The 24565-nt window shown below is 55.3% G+C and carries 22 protein-coding genes and 2 tRNA genes; 12 read left to right on the top strand and 12 right to left on the bottom strand.

Translation table 11 applies throughout. The annotated features are described in order from the left end of the window. Positions 1–98: 98 nt before the first annotated feature. Positions 99–248: an AcrZ family multidrug efflux pump-associated protein gene (locus DD586_RS06125; protein WP_023639258.1), complete on the bottom strand. Its 150-nt coding sequence runs from the start codon at positions 246–248 to the stop codon at positions 99–101. A 196-nt stretch (positions 249–444) separates the two neighbouring features. Here DD586_RS06125 and modE point away from each other — a divergent pair, with 196 nt between their 5' ends. The 12 genes from modE to gpmA all read left to right on the top strand — a co-directional run bounded on the left by modE (position 445) and on the right by gpmA (position 15303). After that, a complete protein-coding gene (gene modE / locus DD586_RS06120) occupies positions 445–1236 on the top strand; it encodes a molybdenum-dependent transcriptional regulator (RefSeq protein ID WP_012883938.1) in 792 nt (263 codons plus the stop codon). 82 nt (positions 1237–1318) lie between these two features. Beyond that, positions 1319–2788, top strand: coding sequence for a molybdate ABC transporter ATP-binding protein ModF (gene modF / locus DD586_RS06115; protein WP_012883937.1), 1470 nt, complete (start codon positions 1319–1321; stop codon positions 2786–2788). A 255-nt stretch (positions 2789–3043) separates the two neighbouring features. Then, positions 3044–4060 carry a UDP-glucose 4-epimerase GalE gene (gene galE, locus DD586_RS06110; protein ID WP_012883936.1) on the top strand — a complete coding sequence of 339 codons (1017 nt, stop codon included), beginning with the start codon at positions 3044–3046 and terminating at the stop codon, positions 4058–4060. A 106-nt stretch (positions 4061–4166) separates the two neighbouring features. Next, on the top strand, positions 4167–5237 hold the full coding sequence (galT, locus tag DD586_RS06105; RefSeq protein ID WP_012883935.1) for a galactose-1-phosphate uridylyltransferase: 1071 nt from the start codon (positions 4167–4169) through the stop codon (positions 5235–5237). Continuing rightward, positions 5234–6385, top strand: a complete 1152-nt coding sequence (galK, locus tag DD586_RS06100; RefSeq protein WP_012883934.1) for a galactokinase — start codon at positions 5234–5236, stop codon at positions 6383–6385. Before galT ends, galK begins: the two co-directional genes overlap by 4 nt. Further along, a complete protein-coding gene (gene galM / locus DD586_RS06095; protein ID WP_012883933.1) occupies positions 6375–7445 on the top strand; it encodes a galactose-1-epimerase in 1071 nt (356 codons plus the stop codon). Before galK ends, galM begins: the two co-directional genes overlap by 11 nt. A 114-nt stretch (positions 7446–7559) precedes the next feature. Beyond that, positions 7560–8015, top strand: a complete 456-nt coding sequence (locus tag DD586_RS06090) for a hypothetical protein (RefSeq protein WP_012883932.1) — start codon at positions 7560–7562, stop codon at positions 8013–8015. Positions 8016–8088: 73 nt separating this feature from the next. Further along, on the top strand, positions 8089–8493 hold the full coding sequence (locus DD586_RS06085) for a copper-binding protein (RefSeq protein ID WP_012883931.1): 405 nt from the start codon (positions 8089–8091) through the stop codon (positions 8491–8493). Between the two features lie 12 nt (positions 8494–8505). Beyond that, positions 8506–9765, top strand: a complete 1260-nt coding sequence (locus DD586_RS06080) for a TolC family protein (protein WP_012883930.1) — start codon at positions 8506–8508, stop codon at positions 9763–9765. Beyond that, a complete protein-coding gene (locus DD586_RS06075; RefSeq protein WP_012883929.1) occupies positions 9762–11273 on the top strand; it encodes an efflux RND transporter periplasmic adaptor subunit in 1512 nt (503 codons plus the stop codon). Before DD586_RS06080 ends, DD586_RS06075 begins: the two co-directional genes overlap by 4 nt. Continuing rightward, complete coding sequence (locus tag DD586_RS06070) at positions 11270–14398, top strand: efflux RND transporter permease subunit (RefSeq protein WP_012883928.1); 3129 nt, start codon at positions 11270–11272, stop codon at positions 14396–14398. Before DD586_RS06075 ends, DD586_RS06070 begins: the two co-directional genes overlap by 4 nt. A gap of 152 nt (positions 14399–14550) precedes the next feature. Further along, a complete protein-coding gene (gene gpmA, locus DD586_RS06065) occupies positions 14551–15303 on the top strand; it encodes a 2,3-diphosphoglycerate-dependent phosphoglycerate mutase (RefSeq protein ID WP_012883927.1) in 753 nt (250 codons plus the stop codon). Positions 15304–15377: 74 nt separating this feature from the next. Here gpmA and aroG read toward each other — a convergent pair whose 3' ends face one another. From aroG to tolR, 11 genes are all read right to left on the bottom strand, one after another. Further along, on the bottom strand, positions 15378–16430 hold the full coding sequence (aroG, locus tag DD586_RS06060) for a 3-deoxy-7-phosphoheptulonate synthase AroG (protein ID WP_012883926.1): 1053 nt from the start codon (positions 16428–16430) through the stop codon (positions 15378–15380). A gap of 303 nt (positions 16431–16733) precedes the next feature. Next, positions 16734–17459 carry a nicotinamide riboside transporter PnuC gene (gene pnuC, locus DD586_RS06055; RefSeq protein ID WP_012883925.1) on the bottom strand — a complete coding sequence of 242 codons (726 nt, stop codon included), beginning with the start codon at positions 17457–17459 and terminating at the stop codon, positions 16734–16736. Positions 17460–17491: 32 nt separating this feature from the next. Continuing rightward, positions 17492–18538, bottom strand: a complete 1047-nt coding sequence (gene nadA / locus DD586_RS06050) for a quinolinate synthase NadA (protein WP_041164327.1) — start codon at positions 18536–18538, stop codon at positions 17492–17494. A gap of 202 nt (positions 18539–18740) precedes the next feature. Further along, the gene (locus DD586_RS06045; protein ID WP_023639246.1) at positions 18741–19457 is read right to left on the bottom strand and encodes a DUF554 domain-containing protein; all 717 of its coding nucleotides are present in this window, start codon (positions 19455–19457) and stop codon (positions 18741–18743) included. A gap of 259 nt (positions 19458–19716) precedes the next feature. Continuing rightward, positions 19717–19792 (bottom strand) — tRNA-Lys (locus tag DD586_RS06040). 29 nt (positions 19793–19821) lie between these two features. Then, positions 19822–19897: transfer RNA gene (locus DD586_RS06035), tRNA-Lys, on the bottom strand. A gap of 173 nt (positions 19898–20070) precedes the next feature. Further along, entirely contained in the window at positions 20071–20883 is an 813-nt protein-coding gene (gene cpoB / locus DD586_RS06030) for a cell division protein CpoB (protein ID WP_012883922.1), read from the bottom strand. A gap of 9 nt (positions 20884–20892) precedes the next feature. Further along, a complete protein-coding gene (gene pal / locus DD586_RS06025; RefSeq protein ID WP_012883921.1) occupies positions 20893–21399 on the bottom strand; it encodes a peptidoglycan-associated lipoprotein Pal in 507 nt (168 codons plus the stop codon). A 39-nt stretch (positions 21400–21438) separates the two neighbouring features. Then, positions 21439–22725, bottom strand: coding sequence for a Tol-Pal system beta propeller repeat protein TolB (gene tolB, locus DD586_RS06020; RefSeq protein ID WP_012883920.1), 1287 nt, complete (start codon positions 22723–22725; stop codon positions 21439–21441). A 130-nt stretch (positions 22726–22855) separates the two neighbouring features. Beyond that, positions 22856–24055 (bottom strand): cell envelope integrity protein TolA, encoded by a 1200-nt coding sequence (tolA, locus tag DD586_RS06015; RefSeq protein WP_012883919.1) that lies wholly within the window; start codon positions 24053–24055, stop codon positions 22856–22858. Positions 24056–24132: 77 nt separating this feature from the next. Continuing rightward, positions 24133–24558, bottom strand: a complete 426-nt coding sequence (tolR, locus tag DD586_RS06010; RefSeq protein WP_012883918.1) for a colicin uptake protein TolR — start codon at positions 24556–24558, stop codon at positions 24133–24135. Positions 24559–24565: the final 7 nt, after the last annotated feature.

The raw sequence follows: 24565 nt of genomic DNA, 5'->3' as shown, positions 1-24565 counted from the left end.
TAACGATAAATACCGAATCTTAGCCGCGTTGTCATTGTTCTTAAGCAAAAAAATCCGGCAAATGCCGGATTCGTCAAAACAGGAACTCAGAGAAAGGATTACTTGCGTGCGGCGGAGGATTCGCGGTGGCCGATGGCGGAAAACAGGTTGAACACTTCACCCAGCCCATAAATAGCCCCCAGAATCAGTGCCATCATGACCGGCACCATGCACACCGCAAACACCAGGCTTTTCAACAATTCCAACATATCGACCTCGTCTTTCACCGTCGCTGGCCGTTGCGCCGCCAGCATCTGATTGATTCAGGATAGACTATTCTAACCCTATTGCTGTCGATGAGTTTACCTGAATCGCCGGAATTAGAGCGGCCATTTGTGCGGTTTGCCTGTTTGACGCAAAACGATGACAATACAAATGATTAGCCGCCCAGATATGGATGTGACCATGCAAGCAGAAATTCTTCTTACCTTAAAACTTCAGCAACGGCTCTTTGCTGACCCGCGTCGCATCGCTCTGCTCAAGCAGGTGCAGCAGACCGGCTCCATTAGTCAGGGAGCGCGTCTGGCTGATATCAGCTACAAAAGCGCCTGGGATGCCATTAACGAAATGAACCAGCTCTCAGAGCAGACCATCGTTGAACGCACCACCGGCGGCAAAGGCGGCGGCGGTGCGGTGCTGACGCGCTACGGCGAACGGTTGCTGCAACTCTATGACCTGTTGGGGCAGATTCAACAAAAAGCGTTCGATGTGCTACAGGATGATACCCTGCCGCTGGACAGTCTGCTGGCGGCCATCGCCCGTTTTTCACTGCAAACCAGCGCCCGCAATCAGTTTTTCGGCACTGTTCTGGAGCGTGATCAGCAGCAGGTACAACAGCATTTGTCTATTCTGCTGGCGGATGGTCATACCCGCATTCAGGCCGCCCTAACCCAGCAGAGTGCCGACAGGCTGCAACTCACCGGCGGTAAAGACGTGTTGGCGCTAATAAAAGCGCCGTGGGTAGCCGTTACCCCACAAACCGCCTCTGTCCCCGAGCACGACAATGTGTTGCCGGGCCGCATCAGCCACCTGCAACCCGGCCAGACACAAAGTGAAGTGCTGGTGACACTGGAAGGCGGCGAAGTCGTCTGCGCCACCTTAGCCAACGATGACGTGACACGGCAAGGCCTGCAACCGGAGATGGCGGTCTATGCCAGTTTTAATGCCGACCAGGTGATTATCGCTACCCTGTGTTAACACATCTGATACCACGCCGCTTGACAAGCCGCTGGCTTCCCTTTACCCGTAAAGGGTCTGTCATTTCGTAAAGGGAATCATCATGTCATTGCTGCACATCCATCAGGCACAGTTCCGGTTAAGCGATACCCGGATGATGCGTCTGGATGAACTTACGTTGCATCAGGAACAGTGCTGGGCGTTTGTCGGCGCTAACGGGAGTGGAAAATCGGCGCTGGCGCGCGCGCTCAGTGGTGAACTGCTGTTGCTGTCAGGGCAACGTCAGTGCGACTTTCAGCGCGTGGCACGCTTGTCATTCGAACAGTTGCAACAGTTGGTGTCGCAGGAATGGCTGCGCAACAACACCGATATGCTCAGTGTCGACGAAGACGATACCGGGCGTACCACCGCCGAAGTCATTCAGGACAGTGTGCGCGATGCCGGGCGCTGCCACCAGCTGGCGACACAATTCGGCATCGCCCATTTATTACCGCGTCGCTTCAAATACCTCTCTACCGGCGAAACCCGTAAAACCATGCTGTGTCAGGCGTTGATGGCGCAGCCGGACTTGCTGATTCTGGATGAACCGTTCGACGGGCTGGATGTGGCTTCACGTGCACAGTTGACCGATTTGCTAGCGTCACTGGCGGCTCAAGGTCAGGCACTGGTGCTCATTCTCAACCGCTTTGAAGATATTCCGGCCTTTATCGGGCAGGTCGGCGTACTGGCAGATTGTACGCTGACCCGGCAAGGCCCACGCGAAGCGGTACTGTCCGATGTGCTGGTATCACAACTGGCGCACAGCGAAACACTGGCCGATACCGCGCTACCTGAAGCGGAAGACCCGACTCAGCGGCCAACGCTGCCACCGGATCAACCCCGCATTCGGCTGTTGCACGGTGTGGTGAGCTATAACGATCGCCGCATTCTGGACGATTTAAGCTGGGAAGTGTTGCCCGGCCAGCACTGGCAGATAGTCGGCCCGAATGGCGCGGGTAAATCCACCCTGCTCAGCTTAGTCACCGGTGATCACCCCCAGGGCTACAGCAATGACCTGACGCTATTTGGCCGTCGGCGCGGTAGCGGCGAAACCATCTGGGACATCAAACGCCACATCGGCTACGTCAGCAGCAGCCTGCATCTGGAGTATCGCGTCAGCACCAGCCTGCGCAACGTTATTCTCTCCGGGTTCTTCGACTCCATCGGCATTTATCAGGCGGTATCGGACCGCCAGCGTTTTCTGGTCGCCGAATGGTTGTCGCTGCTCGGCCTGCCAGATAGTGTGGCTGATGCGCCATTCCAGTCCTTGTCCTGGGGACAACAGCGACTGGCGTTGATTGTCCGGGCGCTGGTCAAACACCCGGCCTTGTTGATCCTCGATGAGCCGTTACAAGGGCTAGACCCGCTCAACCGTCAGCTCATTCGCCGCTGGCTGGATATCTTGATCGGTCAGGGACAAACCCAATTACTGTTTGTTTCCCACCATGCGGAAGATGCGCCGGACTGTATCACCCACCGTCTGACCTTCGTACCCGACGGCGATGGCTACCGTTACCTGACGGAAAGCCGCTAATCTTGCATATACGGTTTCGCGCTACGCGAAACCGTCATCTCACAGGCAATAATAAGCACATTAGTGATAACGCTACCACACCAGTGCAATCTATTTTCATCTGAGCGCACATCGCGTTATGCTGCTCTTTCATCATCCAGGGAAGAGGTGTGGCGTGAACCAACAGCCCTAATATCGCTATTTACGGCGTTGATCACCTTTTTCCTGCCATGGTCGTGCTATTTTTCCACTCAGTTTTCTGCAACAGAGGTCATTATGAAAGTATTGGTTACAGGTGGTAGCGGTTACATAGGAAGCCATACTTGTGTACAACTGATCGCCGCCGGTCATCAGCCGGTTATTCTCGACAACCTGTGCAACAGCAAAGCCAGCGTGGCGCAGGCGATTACCCACGTCAGCGGGCAGACGCCGGTGTTTTATCAGGGCGATATCCGCGATCGCAGCCTGTTGCAGACGATTTTTTCTGAGCACGATATCGGCGCGGTGATCCACTTCGCCGGTCTTAAAGCAGTGGGCGAGTCAGTACGGGAACCCATCAGCTATTACGATAACAACGTCTACGGCACGCTGACGCTGGTGGAAGCCATGAAGCATGCCGGTGTTAAAACACTGATTTTCAGCTCGTCGGCTACCGTATACGGCGACCAGCCGCAAATCCCGTATCAGGAAAGTTTCCCCACCGGTACCCCCGCAAGCCCTTATGGCCGCAGCAAACTGATGGTAGAGCAGATCCTGCAAGACTTGCAGCGTGCGGAACCGGACTGGAGCGTGGTGCTGTTGCGCTATTTCAACCCGGTGGGCGCACATCCGTCAGGTGAAATGGGTGAAGACCCGCAGGGCGTGCCTAACAACCTGATGCCTTACATTGCGCAGGTCGCGGTAGGCCGTCGTGAGTCGCTGGCGATTTTCGGCAATGACTATCAGACCGTTGATGGCACCGGCGTGCGCGACTACATCCACGTGGTAGACCTGGCAGACGGCCATGTCGCCGCCATGAATACGCTACACGGAAAAGCAGGCGTACACATTTATAACCTGGGCGCAGGCGTGGGTTACAGCGTACTGCAAGTGGTGGAAGCCTTTAGTCGCGCCTGCGGCAAGCCGTTGCCCTACCATTTTGCACCACGTCGCGACGGCGACTTGCCTGCTTACTGGGCCGATGCGGAAAAAGCCGCGCGCGAGCTTAACTGGCGCGTCAGCCGGACACTGGATGAAATGGCGGCCGATACCTGGCGCTGGCAATCCCGCCATCCAAACGGCTTTTCAGACTGATAGCAGCGTCACCCTGTTTTGCAGTTCGTTTCCTTTAGCGGAAACCACGGTAAAACCACTGTGTTGATGACGACTCTTTTTTAGATTAAGAAAGTAAGGTATCCGAATGGTGTATTTTGATCCCGTTGAACATCCGCATCGTCGCTACAACCCACTGACCGGGCAGTGGGTGCTGGTGTCGCCACACCGTGCCAAACGTCCGTGGCAGGGGCAACAGGAGAGCGTGTCATCCGACCCGCTGCCGTCGCACGATGCCACCTGTTTTCTTTGCCCCGGCAACGTGCGGGTCACCGGCGATACCAACCCTGACTATCCGGGTACCTTTGTGTTCACCAACGATTTTGCCGCACTGATGGCAGACACACCGCCAGCCCCGGAAAGCAATGACCCGCTGATGCGCTGCCAAAGTGCGCGCGGCACCAGCCGGGTCATCTGTTTTTCACCAGACCACAGTAAAACCCTGCCGGAACTGCCGCTCAGCGCACTCGAACAGGTGGTCGCGACCTGGCAACAACAGAGCGCCGAACTGGGGCAAACCTACCCATGGGTACAGGTGTTTGAAAACAAGGGCGCGGCGATGGGATGTTCTAACCCACATCCGCATGGCCAGATATGGGCCAACGATTTCCTGCCCAACGAAGCGGAACGGGAAGACCGACTGCAACGTGACTATTTCCATCAGCACGGTTCTCCCCTGCTGGTCGATTACCTGCAACGCGAATTGCAGGACGGCGCACGCCATGTGGTGGAAACCGAACACTGGCTGGCGGTAGTCCCCTACTGGGCAGCCTGGCCTTTCGAAACCCTGTTACTGCCCAAAGCCCACACCTTGCGCCTGCCGGACATCACCCCAGCACAGCGTCAGGATTTGGCGCTGGCGTTAAAACAGTTGACCAGCCGTTACGACAACCTGTTCCAGACTTCATTCCCATATTCCATGGGCTGGCACGGCGCGCCCTTTACTGACGGCGACCACCAACACTGGCAGTTGCATGCCCATTTTTATCCGCCGCTGCTGCGCTCCGCCACGGTGCGTAAATTCATGGTGGGTTATGAAATGCTGGCGGAAACCCAGCGTGATTTAACCGCCGAGCAGGCGGCTGAACGGCTGCGCGCCGTTAGTGACATTCATTACCGTGACAGCAGTCACCTTCGTGATTCAGGAGTTCAGGCATGACCTTATCAGCACGCACCCAGGCGGTTTTCCAGCAACAGTTCGGTTACCCGGCAACCCTTACCGTTCAGGCGCCGGGACGGGTCAACCTGATAGGTGAGCACACCGACTATAATGACGGCTTTGTGCTGCCTTGTGCCATCAACTATTCCACCATCATCAGCGCCGCCCCACGTGACGACCGGCAAATCCGAGTCATCGCGGTGGACTACGACAACCAGCAAGACAGCTTTTCGCTTGATGCGCCGATCGACCATCATCCGCAGTGGCAGTGGGCAAACTATGTGCGCGGCGTCATCAAGCACCTGAAAACCCGTAGCGATGCCTTTGGCGGGGCAGATCTGGTGATAAGCGGCAACGTGCCGCAAGGCGCTGGCCTGAGTTCGTCGGCCTCTCTGGAGGTGGCGGTCGGTAAAGCCATTCAGGCGTTATACCAGTTGCCACTGGACAATGTGGCGCTGGCACTCAACGGCCAGGAGGCGGAAAACCAGTTCGTCGGCTGTAACTGCGGCATCATGGATCAGATGATTTCAGCCCAAGGCCAACGCAACCACGCGTTACTGATCGACTGCCGTTCGCTGGAAACCCGTGCGGTATCGATGCCGGACAACGTGGCGGTGATGATAATCAACTCCAACGTCAAACGTGGTCTGGTAGACAGCGAGTACAATACGCGTCGCCAGCAGTGTGAAGCTGCCGCGCGCTATTTTCAGGTTAAAGCGCTGCGTGACGTCAGTGAGGCCGATTTCGCTGCCAAAGCAGCCGGTCTGGATGAAGTCGTTGCACGTCGCGCACGTCATATCATTACCGAAAACGCCCGTACACTGGCGGCAGCCGATGCGCTGACGCGGGGTGACCTGCGCCAGATGGGCGAACTGATGGCCGCGTCTCATGCCTCGATGCGGGATGACTTCGAAATCACGGTGCCGCCTATCGACACGCTGGTGGAGATAGTCAAAGCGGTGATCGGCGATGAAGGTGGTGTACGCATGACTGGCGGTGGATTTGGTGGCTGTATCGTGGCGTTGATCCCACAACAGCAAGTAACAGCGGTGCAAAATGCCGTGATGCGGGAGTATCCGGCAAAAACCGGATTACAACCGACCTGTTACGTTTGCCACGCCTCGTCAGGAGCCGGTTATGTCGAATGACCCTGTTGAACCACGAGCGCCACACACGGCGCTCGCCCCAGATGGTCAGCCATTTCAGCTGACCCTACTGCAAAATCGCCACGGTACGCGGGTAACGCTGATGGACTGGGGAGCCACCTGGCTCTCTTGTCAGTTACCGTTGCCCGACGGAACGATGCGAGAAGTGCTATTGGGCTGTGCGCCTGATCAGTACCCGCATCAGTCTGCCTATCTGGGCGCATCGGTGGGGCGTTACGCCAACCGCATCGCCAACGCCACCGTACATCAGGGTGACACCCCCATTCACTTGCTGGCTAATCAGGGCGATCACCAGTTGCATGGCGGGCCGGACGGTTTTCATGCCCGCCGCTGGCAGGTCGTGGAACAACGTGACGATCAGGTTACTTACCAGCTATTTTCGCCGGATGGTGATCAGGGCTTCCCCGGTGCGCTGACCGCACGAGTCAGTTATCAACTCACCGATCAGAATGCGCTGGATATTGAGTATCAGGCCGAGGTCGATCAACCCTGCCCGGTATGCCTGACTAATCATGCCTATTTCAACCTCGACGGCGAACTAACCGATGTGCGTCACCATCAACTGCAACTGATGGCGGATTACTATCTGCCGGTCAATCAGGATGGTATCCCCGGTGATGGATTACGGGAAGTGGCACACAGCAGTTTCGATTTTCGCCAGCGCAAAACCTTGATACAGGACTTTCTGGCCGATGCCGACCAGCAGGCGGTTCAAGGTTATGACCACGCCTTTTTGCTGCACCGTACCGGCGGTTCCAGCGAAAGCCCGGCGGCCAGCCTGTGGTCAGCGGACGGCAAAGTGCAGATGCTGGTGTACACCAGCGCGCCGGCGCTACAGCTCTACAGCGGTAACTTTCTGGCGGGCACGCCGTCACGCGATGGGCCGCTTTATGCCAACTACGCCGGGCTGGCGCTGGAAAGCGAATTTCTGCCAGATAGCCCCAACCACCCGAACTGGCCGCAGCCTGACTGCTGGCTAAAACCGGGCAAGCGCTACCGCTCACTGACCCGCTACGCATTTATCGTCACTCCGGCTGACTGACGCACACCAGAGAGCCAGCACCGCTGGCTCTTTACAAATCTGTGCAAATTCCTGCTTGTCCGGCGTGGATAGTGCCTTTTACACTGGCTGCACTTTTTATAAGGACATTGCTTCATGACAGCCTCGCGCCCTCATCCACTCAGCCTGCGGCATCTGCGCTATAAAAGCAGATGGGGCTGGATGTTGGCGTTATGCTGGCTCTTGCTGAACGCTCAGTTGGCTATCGCCAGCCACCGTTGCGATATCCCCTTCATCGCGGCACCGGTGGCAGCCCCCGTAAATATTCAGCATGATACCCACCGTATGCAGCCGGACGCCGCCATGCCAGACATGTCGGCCGTGTATGATGTTCAAACGACAGCGAGCGTCGGCCCACTGTGTGAAAAACACTGTCAGCCTGACACCGCCAGCCAGGATTTACCGTCGTTATCGTTGCTAGCGTTGCCCGTCAGCAGCGAACTGCTGCCCGTGCAACCATCGCAACCTGTTACTATCGGCAGCAACCGCTGGTTTACACCACCTGTCGCCGGTCCGCCCGCCGAAATTCGTTTTTGCCGATTCAGAGAATAGCCTCCGCGATAAACAACCTCTGTGCGTTTTCACGCAATGACTTGTTATTTATCGTATTTATGGAGCTATTATCATGCGTACACTTTCTATTACCATTGCTGCCTTACTCTTCTCTGCCCCCTTATTGGCCGAACAGCCCCAGTCCATGACCGGTGAGATGAACGGCATGTCTCACTCGATGACTGGCAGCATGCAGCATAGCGATATGCAGCATAGCAATATGGCTATGTCACCTGCGCCGACCGAATCGGCAACCGTCTACCACGCTACCGGTATCGTCAAACAATGGAACGCCGACAGCGTTACGCTGGCACATGAGGCCATTCCCGCGTTGCGCTGGCCAGCGATGACCATGACCTTCCGTCTGCCAGCAAACGATAACTCGACACCGTTGCAACCGGGCAGTTCGGTCCGTTTCAGCTTCGTGCAACGTGCTGACGGCTACACCCTGACCGACATCAAACCGCAGCAAAACTGACCGGAGACCACCATGCACATACGCACGCTCCGCGCTTCGTGCGCGTGGCTGGCGATGTTGTTGTGGCTGCCTGCCGCATCATTCGCGGCAGCATTGGATCTGGATGGCGCACTGCAGGCGGCGGAACAGTATTCCGCCGATCTGTCTGCCAACCAGCACCAGATGAACGCGCTGCAAAACATGGCCGACTCCGCCACACAACTGCCGGATCCACAACTGAAATACGGCATCGAAAACGTGCCGCTTGGCGGCAATAACACCCGTCGTCTGACACGCGAGGGCATGACCATGCAACGCATCGGCATCATGCAAACCTATGTCAGCGCCACCAAGCGTGAACGTAAGGCGCAAACCATTCAGGCGCAAGCCGACACGGTTCGCAGCAACAGTGACACCCTGCGTGCCCAGTTGCAGCGTGATACGGCCCAGGCCTGGCTGGAACTGGCGCTCGCTCGCCAGACACGGCAAGACGTCGCTGCACTGGTACAAGAAAGTCAGCGTCAGATTGCCATTCAAAAAGCCGGCGTGGCCGCAGGGGGAGAATCGGCCCGGGTACTGGATGCCCGGCTGACACTTTCGGCGATGCAAGACAAGCTGGCAGATGCCGAGCGGGATGTTGCCATCGCGCAGGCCCGGCTCACCCGGCTGACCGGCATCAACGAGGTCACCACACAGGGGCCGTTACCGCGCTTCGAGCGCCTGCCTGCCGAACCAGCGGTCTTGTACGCTGCTATCGCCCGGCACCCGGAAATAACCCAGGCCGAACAGGAAACCCGGCTGGCACAGGCCCGGGCGGCGCAATCTGCGGTGGCAGCCATCCCGGATGTCGGCGTCGAAGTGTATTACGGCCGTCGCGGCAACAGTTTCGACGATATGGCTGGCGTCGAGATCAGCATGGATTTGCCGCTGTTCCAATCCAGCAGGCAGAACAAAGATCACGCCGCCGATGTGGCGCTCAGTATGGAGGCGCGCGACCGGGTCACCCTCGTCCAACGAGAGCACCGGGCGCAACTCGACACACTGCTGGCACAGTATCAGGCTGCCCAGTCCCGCTGGCATCGCCAAACCGACGACGTACTACCGTTGCAGCAACAGCGCATACGACTGCTGCAAAGCCAGTATCAGAGCGGCAACAGCGATCTGGTCAGCATATTGGAAGCCCGTCGTGCATTGCTGGATAGCCGTATCGCCGCACAGAACGCCGCCCGTGACATGGCGGCCCTGTGGGCCACCCTTCGTTACCTGACGCCACAAGGAACCGCCGCAAAATGAACCGTACTTTTACTGTCAGTTTGATTGCCGTAGCGCTGGTGGCGGCCATAGCCGGTTACTCCGTGGGTGACTACCGCAGTAGCCATCTCACCACCGCGACAGCGAAGCATGCCACCACGCCCGATGCCAACAGCGAGCGTAAGGTTCTCTATTGGTACGACCCGATGGTGCCGGATAAACGCTTCAGTCAACCCGGCAAATCACCCTTTATGGATATGCCGTTGGTACCGCGCTACGCCGATGAGGTTCAGGATAACGGCGGTGTGATGGTCAGCCCACGCCAGCAACAGAACCTTGGTGTACGCACCGCTCGGGTTGAGCGCCGGGAACTACGACCTCAGGCAGTCGGTTATGGCACCGTGGCGCTGAATGAACGCACGCTACGCACTGTGGTCGCCCCCAGCGGCGGCGTGGTGGAACAGCTTAACGTCAGCGCGGTACAACAGCCGGTACAGAAAGGCGAAACGCTGGCGGTACTGTGGAACCCAAGCTGGGCCGCGGCTCAGCAGGAATATCTGGCGGTACGCCAGTTGGGAGACACCGGGCTCAGTCAGGCCGCACGACAAAAGCTAGCCCTGATGTTCATGCCGGAAAGCGTCATCCGGCAGGTGGAGCGTAGTGGCAAACCGCAACCACGTCTGGCGATTACTGCGCCAGAGAGCGGCTACATCAACCGGCTGGATGTGCGCAGCGGCAGCCAGTTAACACCGGCGCAGCCGTTGTTTGAACTGGCCAGTCTCGACCCGATCTGGGTTGAAGTGGAGTATCCGGCCGCACAGGCGTCAGCGTTGCATATCGGTGACGAGATGCTCGCCACCAGCGACAGTTGGCCGGGTGAAACCTTTCGTGGACGTATTGCCGAACTGTTGCCGCAACTCGACACAGCCACCCGCACGCTGAAAGCCCGTGTCGTGCTGGATAATCGCCAGCAACGCCTCAAACCCGGTATGTACCTGACGGTACGGCTGGCTACCGGTACGGCTCGTCAGACGTTAATGGTTCCGCAACAAGCGCTACTGGTCAGCAGCCGACAGAATCGGGTGCTCTTGAGCGATGGTAAGGGCTATTTCACCCCACGTCCGGTTGAGGTAGGCATTATTCAGGATGGCTGGGCAGAAATCCGCTCCGGCCTTGCCGATGGCGATAATGTCGTGATTTCCGGCCAGTTCCTGATCGACTCCGAAGCCAGCCTGCGCAGTGCATTCAGCGCGTTTAGCGATAACACTCAAGACCAGGCTACACCGCCCGCTGCCACAGCCGCTAGTGACTACCAGACCCGAGGTGTCATCAAAGCCATCAAGGGCAAACAGGTCACCCTTGCCCACGACGCCGTGCCAGCGCTCAACTGGCCGCCGATGACCATGGATTTCACCTTCGACGGTAATACGCTGCCCGCGACTCTCCAGCCCGGCATGACGGTGACATTCCGTTTTCGACTGGATGATAACGGTGCGCATTTGCTCGCTATCCAGCCCGTTGATACGGCAGTTCACGGAGGTCACCAATGATCGCGTCAGTGATTCGCTGGTCGATAAAAAACCGCTTTCTGGTGCTGATCGCCACCCTGATGATGGCCGCCTGGGGAGTCATTTCACTGCAGAAAACACCGTTGGATGCCCTGCCTGACCTCTCCGACGTACAGGTGATTATCCGGGTTAGTTATCCCGGTAAAGCACCACAGGTGGTGGAAAATCAGGTCACCTATCCGCTAACGACCACCATGCTGTCGGTACCCGGTGCGAAAACCGTACGCGGCTTTTCCATGTTCGGCGACGCGTATGTCTACGTCTTGTTCGAGGATGGCACCGACCCTTACTGGGCGCGTTCCCGCGTACTGGAGTACCTGAGTCAGGTGCAATCGACCCTGCCCGCCGAGGCGAAAGCCTCACTAGGCCCGGACGCTACCGGGGTCGGTTGGATCTACGAATACGCCCTGGTTGATCGCAGCGGTCAACACAGTCTGGCTGATTTGCGCGCCATTCAGGACTGGCTGCTGAAATATGAGCTGAAAACCGTCCCCAATGTGGCGGAAGTCGCCAGCATCGGCGGTATGGTTCGTCAGTATCAGGTGGTACTGAACCCGGAGCGACTGCGCGCCCTTAACGTCACGCACCAGCAGGTGATCGATGCGCTGCGGGCAGCGAATCAGGAAAGCGGTGGGTCCGTTATCGAACTGGGCGAAGCTGAGTACATGGTCAGAACGTCCGGATACCTGCTAAAAGCGGAAGACTTTCTCAACGTGCCGGTAGGCCGACGAGACGGCATTCCAATACTCTTGCAGGATGTCGCCACCTTACGACAAGGCCCGGAAATGCGCCGTGGCATTGCCGAGCTTAATGGCGAAGGCGAAGTCGCGGGCGGCGTGATTGTGATGCGCTCCGGTAAAAACGCACTGGAAACACTGCGCGCCGTTCATGCCCGCTTACAACAGATTCGTCAAAGCCTGCCCGCTGGCGTCGAGATCGTCACCACGTATGATCGCTCGCCGCTGATCGAACGCGCCATTACCACCCTCAGCCATAAACTGCTGGAAGAGTTTGCGGTGGTCGCGCTGGTGTGTTCGTTGTTCCTGTTTCACTTTCGGTCTTCGCTGGTGGCAATCATCAGCCTGCCGTTGGGGATTCTGGGGGCGTTCATCATCATGCGCTATCAGGGTATCAACGCTAACATCATGTCGTTGGGCGGGATAGCTATCGCCATCGGTGCGATGGTCGATGCTGCGATTGTGATGATCGAGAATATGCACAAGGTGGTCGAACAGTGGCGACATCAGCACCCAGACACTGAACCGGATAGCACCACCTGGTGGCAACTCGCAACACAAGCCGCGACAGAGGTAGGGCCAGCGCTGTTTTGCAGCCTGTTAATCATCACCTTGTCGTTTATCCCGGTGTTTTCACTACAAGCACAGGAAGGCCGCCTGTTTTCGCCGCTGGCGTTCACCAAAACCTATGCAATGGCGGTGTCTGCCGGTCTTGGTGTCACCCTGGTGCCGGTGCTAATGGGCTATTTCGTACGCGGTCGTATCCCCGACGAACAGGCTAATCCTCTCAATCGCTGGCTGATAGCGTTGTATCAACCGGTATTACAGCAGGTACTACGCTTTCCCAAAACCACACTGGCGGTTTCGCTGGCCCTGCTGGTACTGACGTTGTATCCGCTTTCTCGTCTCGGCAGTGAATTTATGCCGCCGCTGGACGAAGGTGACCTGCTGTATATGCCCTCCACCCTGCCCGGTATTTCACCACGCGAAGCGGCAAGGTTACTGCAACAAACCGATAGGCTGATTAAAACCGTACCGGAGGTGGATAGCGTGTTCGGCAAAGCCGGTCGTGCTGACAGCGCCACCGACCCGGCACCGCTGACCATGCTGGAAACCACCATCCGTTTGAAACCGCGAGAGCAGTGGCGGCCCGGTATGACCATGGACAAACTGGTCGCCGAGCTGGATCGCACCGTCAGCCTTCCCGGCATTGCGAATGTGTGGGTACCGCCCATTCGAAACCGGATCGACATGCTGGCGACGGGCATAAAAAGCCCGGTCGGCATCAAGGTCAACGGAGACAACTTACATGCGATAGAGCAAGTCGCCGCACAGATAGAGCGCGTGGTAAAAGGCGTGCCCGGCGTGACATCGGCGCTGGCAGAACGCGTGGCGGGCGGGCGCTACATCGACATTGATATCGACCGACGGCGGGCTGCTCGCTACGGCGTATCGGTACAGGAATTACAGTCGATGGTCGCGACACTGATCGGTGGGGAAAATATCGGTGAAACGCTGGAAGGTCGCCAGCGTTACCCCATCAATGTACGTTACCCACGAGAAATCCGTGACTCACTCGAGGCGGTAAAAAATCTACCGGTGGTGACGCAAAGCGGCGCTCGATTGGTACTCTCCGAACTGGCCGATATCCGTGTCAGCGAAGGACCACCGATGTTAAAAAGCGAAAATGGTCGGTTATCCGACTGGATTTATGTCGACCTGCGTGGACGTGACCTGAAATCTGCCGTGGAAGAGATGCAGCGCCAGGTGGCGCAGCAGGTCTCATTGCCACAGGGCATCTCGCTCAGCTGGTCTGGTCAATTCGAGTATCTGGAGCGCGCGACGGAAACCATGAAGCTGGTGATCCCCTTCACCCTGCTGATTATTTTTATCCTGTTGTTCGTGACTTTCGGCCAGATCAAAGACGCGCTGCTGATTATGGGTACACTACCCTTTGCGCTGATCGGCGGTGTCTGGCTGTTGTATCTGCTCGGCTATAATTTATCTGTCGCCGGTGCGGTAGGATTCATTGCACTGGCAGGGGTAGCGGCAGAGTTCGGGGTGATCATGCTGTTGTACCTGAACCACGCGGTGGAAAAACACCGCCTGCCGGGACAAACGCTGAGCAACGCGCAGTTGATGGCCGCTATCCGTGAAGGCGCGGTGTTGCGTGTACGTCCGAAAATGATGACGGTTGCCACCATCATGGCCGGGCTGTTGCCCATCATGTGGGGCGGCGGCACCGGTTCGGAAATCATGCAACGCATTGCCGCGCCCATGATAGGCGGCATGGTCAGCGCACCGCTGCTGTCGATGCTGGTGATTCCGGCGCTGTTTTTGTTGCTCCACCGCAATAGGGTGGAGAAATAGACAAGCTGAAACGATAAAGCCGCTTGTTTTATCGCCATTGTGGCGGCATATAAATCAGGCGGCTGGGTGACTAGCGATTGCCGATAACCGCTCTCCGGCCCTATAATGAGCGCAGTTATCATAGAAATCTTAGTATATGAAGGAGTTAAGCTATGGCTGTAACTAAGCTGGTACTGGTGCGACATGGTGAGAGCCAGTGGAACAACGAAAACCGCTTCACCGGCTGGATGGATGTTGATCTGTCCGAAAAAGGCGTCAATGAAGCCAAACAGGCAGGTAAACTGCTGAAAGAAGAAGGTTTCAGCTTTGATTTTGCCTACACCTCTGTGCTGAAACGTGCCATTCACACCCTGTGGAACGTGCTGGACGAGTTGGACCAGGCATGGCTGCCAGTAGAAAAATGCTGGAAACTGAACGAACGTCACTACGGTGCGTTGCAGGGCCTGAACAAAGCGGAAACCGCTGAGAAATACGGTGACGACCAGGTGAAACTGTGGCGTCGCGGCTTCGCGGTCACCCCGCCGGAACTGACCCGTGACGACGAACGTTTCCCGGGCCACGACCCGCGTTACGCGTCACTGAGCGACAAAGAACTGCCGCTGACCGAAAGCCTGGCGCTGACCATCGAACGCGTAGTACCGTACTGGAATGAAAACATTCTGCCGCGTATCAAAAAAGGCGAGCGCGTGATCATCGCTGCACACGGTAACTCTCTGCGTGCACTGGTGAAATATCTGGATAACATGAGCGAAGAAGAAATTCTGGAGCTGAATATCCCGACTGCCGTACCGCTGGTTTACGAATTCGACGAAAACTTCAAGCCGCTCAAACGCTACTACCTGGGCAACGCCGACGAAATCGCTGCAAAAGCAGCCGCCGTCGCTAATCAGGGTAAAGCGAAGTAATTCGTCTGATACGCTTGATGTAAAAAGAAAAAACCCGGTTAAAACCGGGTTTTTTATAGCCAGGACAAAGGCTGTCAGCCGCGACGCTGACGTACCGCCGCCGCCAACTGGCGCAGCAGGCTATCGGTATCATCCCAGCCGATGCAGGCATCGGTAACACTCTTGCCATAAACCAGCGGTTCGCCGCTTTCAAGGCTCTGGTTACCTTCCACCAGATGGCTTTCCACCATGACGCCCATGATCGCTTTCTCGCCACCCGCTACCTGACGGCATACGTCTTCGCACACGTCCATCTGCTTTTTGAACTGCTTGCAGCTGTTAGCGTGGCTGAAATCGATCATCACCTGTGCTGGCAGGCCCGCTTTTTCCAGACCCACTTTCACCGCCTGCACATGCTCTTCGCTGTAGTTAGGCGCTTTACCGCCGCGAAGAATGATATGGCAGTCGTGGTTACCGCTGGTATTGACGATCGCCGAATGGCCCCACTTGGTTACCGACAGGAAGCAGTGCGGCGCACGAGCGGCATTAATAGCGTCAATCGCCACCTTGATGGTGCCATCAGTACCATTCTTAAAGCCCACCGGGCAGGACAAACCGGATGCCAGCTCACGGTGCACCTGGGATTCCGTCGTCCGGGCACCGATAGCCCCCCAACTCATCAAATCAGCCACATACTGCGGCGTGATCATGTCCAGAAACTCACCCGCAGCCGGTAAACCGGTATCGTTGATATCCAACAGTAACTGACGGGCGATGCGCAGGCCATCGTTGATCTGGAAGCTGTTATCCATGTGTGGATCGTTAATCAGCCCCTTCCAGCCCACCGTCGTACGCGGCTTTTCAAAATAGACGCGCATCACGACTTCTAAATCGCCATGCAATTCTTCACGCAGTTTCAGCAAACGCGCCGCGTACTCTTTAGCCGCTTTCGGATCATGGATGGAACAAGGCCCAATCACCACCAGCAGGCGATCATCATTGCCTTTCAGGATTTTATGAATAGCATTGCGGGCATTAAATACGGTCTGTGCTGCACGCTCAGTGGCTGGAAACTTTTCCAACAGTGCAACGGGGGGGAGCAGTTCTTTAATTTCTTTAATTCTCAAATCATCATTCTGGTAATTCATAATGGGTCCATGTCTCCATAGCAACAGACGATCATCCCCTGTCGACCCGGAGTAAAAACGAAAAATAACAACGTCGCTATTCATATTGCAGGCTGGCGAATAGAAGTCAAGCAGCTAACACCTGGCGCAAATCATACTCAGCGCTATTCCACCATAGTAACGGCCACGATTCACGTTGCGTGAGAAAAAGACTGGGTAGGTCAGCCACAGGCATCAGCCAATGGCCACGGTCCTCTGGCGCAGAACAATACATGCGAGCAAGAACAATACATGCGAGCAGGCGCTCGCATGTCTGATTACCGCTTATACCGCTCGAGCAAGCGGCTGCGAGTGATTATCCCGGGCACCTTTTATCCATAGCCAGGTGCCGTTCAGCGCAATCAGCGTCAGCACCATATACTGCAACGACATGGCATACACACCCTGATAAGCGAAAATCACCACGCTGATAATGTCGATGATGACCCACAACAGCCAGTTCTCAACATACTTACGGGTCATCAGCAGCATAGCCGCCACTGACAATACCGTCATGGCTGAGTCCCAGAAAGGAAACGCATCCGGCTGCAACGTCGGCATCGACACATCCATCCCCACACTCTGCATTGCCGCCACGGCAATACGGCTCAACAGGAAGAAAAATGGGTCGATATATCGGGACATCAGCACAATCGCAGCCACACACGCAACACTCCACCATAGAGCCTGTCGACGCGATAACCAGCGAACCTGCAACGCCGCGCCCTCGTCCTCGGTCGTTCTGCTCCAGGCATACCAGCCATACACATTGGCGGCGAGAAAGAAAATCTGCAACAACAGGCTGGCGTATAGCTGAATCTGAAAGAAGATCAATGCAAACAGCGACACATTGACCAACCCAAACAAATAATTGCTGGTCTTTTCCAGACTCGCCAGCCAGATACATACCAGACCGGATAACGTCCCCAACGCTTCAACCCATGACAGGTCATAACCGTTAGCCCCTAACGGGATGTGAACCAGAATATTGCTGGTACTAAAAAAATCCATCTCTACTCCTGAATGATCCTGAATGGTAATGACTATGACCTGAGTGTAGCTGCAAACTCCAGCATTCGATTCAGTGGCACCAAGGCACGCCCACGGATAGCGCCATCCACCTCAATGCTATGGTTGGACACCTGAGGCTGCTCCAGAGCCGTAGCAATCGCCTCAAGCCCATTCATCGCCATCCACGGGCAATGCGCGCAACTGCGGCAGGTAGCCCCTTCACCAGCCGTTGGCGCCTCCAGCAATACCTTTTCCGGGCACGCCTGCTGCATTTTGTAGAAAATGCCGCGGTCGGTCGCGACAATCAGTTCTGGATGAGGCAACCGCTTTGCCGCCTGAATCAGTTGACTGGTCGACCCTACGGCATCCGCCATCTCAACGACGCTTTGGGGCGACTCTGGATGAACCAACACCGCCGCCTGCGGATACAGAGCCTTCATTCGCCTTAACGACTGCGTTTTGAATTCATCATGCACAATGCAAGCACCCTGCCAGCACAGCACATCCGCACCCGTTTGCTTTTGCACATAGTGCCCAAGATGACGATCCGGTGCCCAGATGATCTTTTCACCCAGACTATCCAGATGTTCGATAAGCTCTACCGCAATACTGGACGTCACCACCCAATCCGCCCGGGCTTTAACCGCCGCCGATGTATTGGCGTACACCACTACCGTGCGATCAGGGTGGCTATCGCAAAAAGCGCTGAATGCCTCGACCGGGCACCCTAAATCCAGCGAGCACTCCGCTTCGAGCGTTGGCATCAGGACAGTTTTTTCCGGGCTAAGTATCTTTGCTGTTTCCCCCATAAACCGCACACCGGCGACGACCAGTGTAGTCGCGGGGTGAGTGCGGCCAAACCGCGCCATCTCCAGTGAATCGGCAACACAACCGCCGGTTTCTTCGGCAAGCGCCTGAATCTCGGGGTCGGTGTAATAGTGTGCCACCAGCACCGCATTGCGTGCTTTTAGTTGGTGTTTAATCCGGTGGCGATACTGTTGCTTTTCCTCTTCGGATAGCCGTCTGGGTTTAGCGGGAAAAGGGTAATCAATAGCGGATGGTTCAAAAAACAGGCTCATCATGGGATTCCGTGCAGTTGCAGGCGTTAAGGCGACGTCATTTACGAGAAACGTGTTTTATATACTAAACAAAATATCGCAATAACATCATAAAGTCTGCTTTTTCTTCACTAAGAAATTTCAGAAATGCCAGATGTGTTTAATTTATTAAAGATATAGTTCAGTTGATGCACAAGGCGGCCAGAAAAGCCGCCCGACGCCATCAGGAAAAAATGCGGTGCCAATATAAGGAGAAGGGAATAATCAGCACCAACGCAGGCAGGAAGTTAACCACCGCAAAGGTTTTTATCTGCGCAATACGCAATCCGACAGCCATCATCACAATGCCACCGCACGCCGCGAAGTCACCCATCGTGATATCGTTCATAAACGGCATGATAAGCCTGGCAGAGAAAAACAACAGCGCCTGTACCAGCACCTGAGGAATGGCTATCGACATCACCGCAACACCCAGCGTAATCGCAAAAATCAGTGCCGTGAAAATATCGAGCGCCGATTTAATGATGAGCAGTTGATAGTCGCCGGTCAATCCTTCCGTCATGGCACCGACCACACCGGTACCACTGGCGCAGAACAAGACAATCAAGGCGGTAAAATTCTGGGTATACACATCCTGGGGTAACTTGTTCTCTGGCGATGGTACAAACCGACTCAACAGGCGCTCTATCATTATCGCCCCTTTCTGAACACCGGCTTCAAGACGCAGCAACTCGCCAATCCCAACCCCCAGAATAATCGCCAGCGCCACTGCCGGGAGTTGGTGAACTTTCACCACCAGCGTCACACCCATAGCAATCGATACCATCGCAAACGCGGGCGGTAACCCATCACGCATACGTTGAGGAATAAAGCGGCGTAACGCCACACCCAATGCGCCACCAATCAAAATAGCCGCGCCATTGATAACCGGACCAATCATCATCAATTATCTCTCAAGGCGAATCCTTCGACACACAGGACTATGAAGGGATATCACCAGCCGTAAAAAAAGAAGCCATTACTATACGCCAAATGCTACGGTGTGATTGAGCCGGGTTGAAGCAAAAAGAGATATAACAAAAGCCAGTCAGAGCATCTGGAAGGATGAGGTAGAACCTGAACGCAGCTTCTCACCTGCACGACAGTGTTATACCTGCAATACAGCGAGCGGAATTAAAAAGGGGGGATTTATTTAGCGGTGGTGGGTCGTGCAGGATTCGAACCTGCGACCAATTGATTAAAAGTCAACTGCTCTACCGACTGAGCTAACGACCCGCTACGGGATATGCTACACAGAGATTGTTTGGTGGGTCGTGCAGGATTCGAACCTGCGACCAATTGATTAAAAGTCAACTGCTCTACCGACTGAGCTAACGACCCAAACATTCGACTGCTTTTAGCGATTCAGCATCGCCTTGGCAACGGCGGCATATATTACTAATATAATTTTTCTGTGCAACACATTTTCCGAAAAAAAAGCTCAACTGCTTATCCCTTGAACTCTCCAGCGCAAAAACCACGCACATCGCGCAGTTTTTGTGCCAGAAAGGGAATCACAAACTATCCAAACGCTTCTGAGCTTGTTTTGCACCATCAGTATTGGGGTAGTTCTTTATCACCTGTTGGTAGACTGCCTTGGCTTTATCAGTCTGACCTTTTTCCTGCATAATAAGGCCAACTTTGAACATGGCTTCCGGTGCTTTCGGTGATTTAGGGTAATTTTTGACAACGTTAGCGAAATAATACGCCGAGTCGTCTTTTTTACCCTTGTTGTAGAACAATTGTCCTAACCAGTAATTCGCATTCGGCTGGTAGGTTGAATCAGGATATCGCTTAACGAAATTCTGAAACGCCGCAATTGCCTGATCATACTGTTTCTTTTCCAGCACCAATGAAGCAGCTGCGTTGTAATCGGTATTCGCATCGCCCGTCATAGCTGGCGCTGCGGAACTTGTACCAGTGTTACTTGCGGCTCCTGCATCGCTTGCTGCCGCTGGTGCAGACGCCGCGGCATTACCTGCCGATGACGCACCAGAAGAGGATTGACCGCCGCTCTGAGAACCCAGGCTATCAATTTGCTGATAGATCTGCTTTTGACGCTCAACGACCTGATTCAGCTGATATTGATTTTCCTGGATTTGGCCGCGCAAGCCATCGATATCGCGCTGAGTGTCGGCGAGTTGTTGCTGAAGTTGGGTTAATAACTGACTATGAGCGTTGGAGATACGCTCCAGCTGAGTGACTCGATCTTCTACCGAGCCTGAGCCGACATTACTGATTGGCGCCTGGGCAGTAGCGGCCCAGGGGGCCGCTACGCCAACCAGTAACGACAGACTCAACATGTGACGTCTGAAGTTACTGCTCATGCGATTCTCTTAGTATACCAGAACGGCACGACGGTTCTTGGACCATGCAGCTTCGTCATGACCCAGAACGGCAGGTTTCTCTTTACCGTAAGAAACCACGGAGATCTGATCGGCAGACACGCCTTTACCCTGCAGATACATCTGCACAGCATTAGCACGACGCTCGCCCAGTGCGATGTTGTATTCCGGCGTACCACGTTCGTCCGCATGACCTTCAATGGTCACTTTGTAAGACGGGTTGCTACGCAGGAAAGCAGCGTGGGCATCCAGCATCTGAGCGAAGTCAGGACGAATGTCATATTTGTCCAGATCGAAGTAAACGATATTGTTGCGCTGCAGTTCCTGCATCTGCAGACGAGCCTGCTCAGCAGAAGACATGTTACCGCTGTTTTCCATACCCGCGCCGCCGTTCAGGGAGGACTGGTCATTGTTAGCGTGTTTGTTGGAGCTACATGCGGCAACAGCCAGCACCGGCAGAGCCAACATCAGGCCTTTCAGCACTTTATTGAATTGCATTTCTATGTCCTTTAAATAGGTTATTGTACATATTTTTGATTACATATACGGCGACCAGGTAGGGAATCTCACCTGACCATCGGTTGCCGGAAGACGCGCTTTAAAACGCCCGTCGGTCGAAACCAGTTGCAACACGGAACCCAGTCCCTGTTTGGAGCTGTAGATTACCATGGTGCCGTTGGGTGCGATACTCGGCGTTTCATCCAGGAACGTGTCCGTTAACACTTGAACGCCACCCGTTACCAGATCCTGTTTGGCGATGTGCTGAGCGCCACCATTGGAGCTGACCATCACCAGGAATTTACCATCGCTGCTAATTTCAGCATCCTGATTCTGGGCGCCTTCCCAGGTCAGACGCTGAGGAGCACCGCCGTTGATACCGATTTTATAAATCTGGGGACGACCGGCCTGGTCAGAAGTATAGGCCAGCGTTTGGCTATCAGGGAACCAGGTCGGCTCAGTATTATTACTGCGACCATCTGTCACCTGAGAAATCTGGCCAGAGCCCAGATTCATGACATACAGATTCAGGCTACCGCTCTTGGAGAGAGCAAATGCCAGTTTAGACCCATCAGGCGAAAATGCCGGTGCGCCATTGTGACGAGGGAAAGAGGCAATTTGTCTGATATCACCATTGGCCAACGTCTGCACTACCAGTGCAGAGCGACCACTCTCGAAGGTCACATAGGCCAGTTTGCTGCCATCCGGCGACCAGGCCGGTGACATCAACGGTTCTGGAGAGCGGTGAACCACAAATTGGTTGTAACCGTCGTAATCCGCTACACGCAATTCATACGGGTACTGGCCACCATTGGTTTGCACCACATAAGCAATACGAGTACGGAAAGCACCCTTGATGCCCGTCAGCTTCTCGAACACTTCATCACTGGCGGTATGCGCGGCATAACGCAGCCACTGCTTGGTCACTTTGAACTGGTTCTGCGCCAGCACGCTGCCTGCATTGCCGGAAGTATCTACCAGTTGATAGGAAACCAGATAGCCATCCGCTGTCGGCTGCACCTGCCCTACGACTACCGCGTCAATCCCCAAAGCGGTCCAGGCAGACGGCGTTACTTCAGCCGCTGTACCCGGCTGTTGTGGCATACGGCTTGGATCGATAGGGTTGAATTTACCGCTGTTACGCAAATCTGCAGCAACAATGCTACCGATCTCTTCAGGAACTGCGCCACCCGTCGATTTAAACGGAACTACGCCGATCGGCCGTGCGGAGTCGACCCCCTGAGTAATTTCAATACGGACTTCTGCATGCAACACAGCCGTCCACAGCATCAGAAAACTCAATGCAATTTTTAATGCCTGCTTCATCTCATCTCCCTTATCCCGGCTCCAGAGCCTACGATAACCTGGCAGCGTTTAACAAACCCATATCAACAAACACGATGTGCACGGTGACCAGTGAAGTCATAGTCGTAAACTCCGCCAACTGGCAACCGGATCACTGCGGTTTAAAGTCTATCGGTGCGTTCTTGAAAGCCTCATATACATCAGAGCTGGGTGGCTTCGGTATCCGAGCCTGCTTGGCCGCAGCAATTGCCGCCTGACACAATGCCGCATCGCCGCCCTCACTCTTCACATCGATTAGCAGGCCATCAGGCGCCAGTCGGATGCGTAACGTACAGGTGCGTCCTTTGTAGGACTCCCAGTCATAAAATTTGCTCTGAATCGCGGTGCGAACCTGGCTGCCGTAACTATCCAGCGCAGCGCCTGATGCCCCGCTCTTCTTATTATTACCTGCCCCGGCCGGTGCATTACTACCGGCTGCATTGCCACCACCTTTTGGCGCATTCTTCGATGAAGCAAGCCCCCCCAGCAGGTCGTCAACCTCACCAGCCTGTTTGGCAGCAGCCGCAGCAGATTTCTTCTTGTCGTCTGCCGCTTTCTTGGCAGCAGCAGCGGCCTCAGCTTTCTTAGCCGCTTCAGCCGCGGCTTTTTCCTTAGCAGCTTCTGCCGCCTTAGCTTTGGCATCGTCTTCAGCTTTCTGCTTAGCCTCAGCAGCCGCTTTAGCCTTGGCGTCGTCTTCAGCTTTCTTCTTGGCTTCAGCAGCCGCTGCCGCTGCCTTAGCTTTTGCCTCTTCTTCCGCTTTCTTCTTCGCGTCAGCAGCAGCCTGTTTTTTCGCTTCGTCTTCAGCCTGCTTCTTCGCTGCGGCGGCAGCCTTAGCCTGCTGCTCTGCTTCTGCTTTAGCTTTCGCGGCAGCCGCTTCCGCTTGTTTTTGCTGTTCCTTCGCTTTCTGGGCGGCTTCCTCCGCCTGTTTTTGCTGTTGCGCCTGTTCCTGCGCTTGTTGTTTCGCTTCTTCTTGTGCCTGCAGGCGTTCTTTTTCCAGTTCTTTTAGCCGCTGTTGTTCGGCAGCCTGTTTCGCCTGCAACTCTTCAGCCTGCTGATCTGCCTGTTTTTTACGCAGCTGCTCAGCGCGGCGGGCGTCACTCTGCTGCTGTTGCTGACGATTGTATTGATCGACCACCGCACTGGGGTCAACCATCACCGCGTCAATGGATGAACCGCCACCACCACCGCTGGCGTCATCCATCTTCTGGTTCAGTGAACTCAGAATCAGCAACGCAATCAGAATAACGTGCAAAACGACCGAGATTATGACGGCTCGCTTTAGCTTATCGTTTCGTTCGTTTGCCTTTAACACAAAGGATTCCCAAAAACAGTTTTGCCAGACAAATGATGCCTATCCTTCTCAGATGTCATCATTCACGGACTCGCCGGTCAAATCGGCTGCGTCATCAACCCGACAGATTTGACACCGGCCTGATGCAACAAATTCAGCGCCTTAATGATCTCATCATAAGGAACATCTTTGGCACCCCCGATCAGAAAGACCGTTTTCGGGTTTGCGGTCAGGCGAGACTGAGCTTCAGCCACCACCTGCTCCGCAGGCAATTGATTCATACGATTATGATCAACCACCAGACTGTATTGCCCTACACCGGATACCTCGACAATCACCGGCGGATTATCGTTGCTGGATACGGTCTTGGATTCGGTTGCATCCGGCAGATCCACTTCCACGCTCTGAGTGATGATTGGCGCAGTTGCCATGAAGATCAACAACAGCACCAACAACACGTCCAGCAGAGGAACAATATTAATCTCGGATTTCAGCGACCGGCGGCCGCTACGCGCACGAGCCATATCACCT

It is taken from the genome of Dickeya parazeae Ech586, assembly GCF_000025065.1.
Classification (GTDB): Bacteria; Pseudomonadota; Gammaproteobacteria; order Enterobacterales; family Enterobacteriaceae; genus Dickeya; species Dickeya zeae.
Note: the sequence above shows the minus strand (reverse complement) of the source record. Positions and strands in the feature narration are given on the sequence as shown.

Excerpts from the sequence above, each read along its gene's own strand:
- DD586_RS06090 (WP_012883932.1), top strand. The coding sequence starts at position 7,560 with ATGACAGCCTCGCGCCCTCATCCACTCAGCCTGCGGCATCTGCGCTAT.
- galE (WP_012883936.1), top strand. The coding sequence starts at position 3,044 with ATGAAAGTATTGGTTACAGGTGGTAGCGGTTACATAGGAAGCCATACT.
- nadA (WP_041164327.1), bottom strand. The coding sequence starts at position 18,538 with ATGAGCCTGTTTTTTGAACCATCCGCTATTGATTACCCTTTTCCCGCT.
- galM (WP_012883933.1), top strand. The coding sequence starts at position 6,375 with ATGTCGAATGACCCTGTTGAACCACGAGCGCCACACACGGCGCTCGCC.
- DD586_RS06080 (WP_012883930.1), top strand. The coding sequence starts at position 8,506 with ATGCACATACGCACGCTCCGCGCTTCGTGCGCGTGGCTGGCGATGTTG.
- tolB (WP_012883920.1), bottom strand. The coding sequence starts at position 22,725 with ATGAAGCAGGCATTAAAAATTGCATTGAGTTTTCTGATGCTGTGGACG.
- pal (WP_012883921.1), bottom strand. The coding sequence starts at position 21,399 with ATGCAATTCAATAAAGTGCTGAAAGGCCTGATGTTGGCTCTGCCGGTG.
- DD586_RS06070 (WP_012883928.1), top strand. The coding sequence starts at position 11,270 with ATGATCGCGTCAGTGATTCGCTGGTCGATAAAAAACCGCTTTCTGGTG.
- modE (WP_012883938.1), top strand. The coding sequence starts at position 445 with ATGCAAGCAGAAATTCTTCTTACCTTAAAACTTCAGCAACGGCTCTTT.
- pnuC (WP_012883925.1), bottom strand. The coding sequence starts at position 17,459 with ATGGATTTTTTTAGTACCAGCAATATTCTGGTTCACATCCCGTTAGGG.
- aroG (WP_012883926.1), bottom strand. The coding sequence starts at position 16,430 with ATGAATTACCAGAATGATGATTTGAGAATTAAAGAAATTAAAGAACTG.
- DD586_RS06045 (WP_023639246.1), bottom strand. The coding sequence starts at position 19,457 with ATGATTGGTCCGGTTATCAATGGCGCGGCTATTTTGATTGGTGGCGCA.
- galT (WP_012883935.1), top strand. The coding sequence starts at position 4,167 with ATGGTGTATTTTGATCCCGTTGAACATCCGCATCGTCGCTACAACCCA.
- tolR (WP_012883918.1), bottom strand. The coding sequence starts at position 24,558 with ATGGCTCGTGCGCGTAGCGGCCGCCGGTCGCTGAAATCCGAGATTAAT.
- galK (WP_012883934.1), top strand. The coding sequence starts at position 5,234 with ATGACCTTATCAGCACGCACCCAGGCGGTTTTCCAGCAACAGTTCGGT.
- DD586_RS06075 (WP_012883929.1), top strand. The coding sequence starts at position 9,762 with ATGAACCGTACTTTTACTGTCAGTTTGATTGCCGTAGCGCTGGTGGCG.
- DD586_RS06085 (WP_012883931.1), top strand. The coding sequence starts at position 8,089 with ATGCGTACACTTTCTATTACCATTGCTGCCTTACTCTTCTCTGCCCCC.
- DD586_RS06125 (WP_023639258.1), bottom strand. The coding sequence starts at position 248 with ATGTTGGAATTGTTGAAAAGCCTGGTGTTTGCGGTGTGCATGGTGCCG.
- modF (WP_012883937.1), top strand. The coding sequence starts at position 1,319 with ATGTCATTGCTGCACATCCATCAGGCACAGTTCCGGTTAAGCGATACC.
- gpmA (WP_012883927.1), top strand. The coding sequence starts at position 14,551 with ATGGCTGTAACTAAGCTGGTACTGGTGCGACATGGTGAGAGCCAGTGG.
- cpoB (WP_012883922.1), bottom strand. The coding sequence starts at position 20,883 with ATGAGCAGTAACTTCAGACGTCACATGTTGAGTCTGTCGTTACTGGTT.